This is a genomic window from Vibrio sp. 1288, from assembly GCF_033344475.1.
Genome location: NZ_JAWPOX010000403.1, coordinates 1 through 766 on the forward strand (window position 1 = coordinate 1; position 766 = coordinate 766).

At 46.5% G+C, this 766-nt stretch carries 1 protein-coding gene and 1 pseudogene; one reads left to right on the top strand and one right to left on the bottom strand.

Going from position 1 to position 766, the window contains the following annotated elements; genetic code table 11:
* The coding region (locus R8O11_RS27055; protein ID WP_318194854.1) for an AraC family transcriptional regulator at positions 1–576 on the top strand (576 nt) is incomplete at its 5' end.
* A gap of 53 nt (positions 577–629) precedes the next feature.
* Here R8O11_RS27055 and R8O11_RS27060 read toward each other — a convergent pair.
* A pseudogene (locus R8O11_RS27060) lies at positions 630–766 on the bottom strand (MFS transporter); the annotation flags it as partial.

Below are 766 nucleotides of genomic sequence, written 5' to 3' on the forward strand. Positions count from 1 at the left end.
TTTCGTTTCGAGATCAACCCGCGTTTGGGAAGTTGGAAAATGGTCTGGTTGCTGCCGCAAAATGCACCTGCATGGCATCATCTCAATGATCTTGGCCAGTGCGTGATTCCATTTCGTGGCTCAGAACAGATTTGGTCGTTGATGACCTTACTCTACAACGAAATCGGCGGACGCTCTGGTTTTCGTCAGTTATTGATCAGTGAAGTTCAACGGTTGGTGCAAAGTGTAGAAACGCCAATCAGTACGTCGCTTTCGCGTGTTCAGACCTTGTTTAATGAGATAGAAGGGCAACTGCATTTGCCTTGGACTGTCAGTGAGATGGCGAAGCGATGTTTTATTAGTGAAGAACAGCTAAACCGTTTGTCGAAACAGCTCTTCAATATGAGTCCGAGGAGCAAGTTGATCGAGCTGCGAATGCACAAAGCAGCTGACTTGTTGCAATACCGGGCGTGGTCAATTGCGATGATTGCCAATCGATTGGGGTACCGAGACCCGTACAACTTTACGCATCGATTTAAGAAGTTTTACGGCATTTCGCCAACACGTTATCGAAAGCAGTTAATGGAAAACGCATAAAAAAACGAGGGCAGATAGCCCTCGTTTTCAATGGTCATTTGGTTGTTTTTGCTTTATAGGCCCGCAGCCATTTGCTGTTTGGTTTTGCTCGCTGCAAGCAACATATAAACGCATGTCGCTACCAAAGCCGCAAACAAGTAACCCAACAAGCCGTGTACTTGGCCCATAAATTTGTCTGCAACCACTGGGC